Source organism: Thalassotalea sp. Y01 (assembly GCF_012932945.1).
In the GTDB taxonomy this organism is placed as follows: domain Bacteria; phylum Pseudomonadota; class Gammaproteobacteria; order Enterobacterales; family Alteromonadaceae; genus Thalassotalea_A.
In genome coordinates, this window is record NZ_JABBXG010000028.1 from 1 (window position 1) to 405 (window position 405).

The following is a 405-nucleotide window of genomic DNA, read 5'->3' on the forward strand; positions in this document are numbered from 1 at the left end:
ACAGAGAGTGATTGTTAGCATTAAAAGCCAAGGCTTTTAACCGTTAACACCAGGTTTGGTCGAAGGTGTCAATCATCATCACCGACCACTTTCTTCACCAAGGAAAGTGACTGTTAACACTACGTTCTCAATAAACCATTATGAGAATGTGAAAAATCTATATCGGTCGTTAGCTCAGTTGGTAGAGCAGTTGGCTTTTAACCAATTTGTCGAAGGTTCAAATCCTTCACGACCGACCACTTTCTCAATATCTCTTTTACTCAAAACATCAAAGCCAAGGCTTTTAACCGTTAACATCAAATCTATTCGAAGGTTCAAATCCTTCACGACCGACCACTTTCTCAATATCTCTTTTACTCAAAACATCAAAGCCAAGGCTTTTAACCATTAACATCAAATCTATTC

General features: G+C 38.3%; 1 tRNA gene. It reads left to right on the forward strand.

Annotation, left to right across the window (positions count from 1 at the left end):
- The first annotated feature begins 163 nt into the window (after positions 1–163).
- Positions 164–239 (forward strand) — tRNA-Lys (locus HII16_RS16680).
- The last annotated feature ends 166 nt before the right edge of the window (positions 240–405 follow it).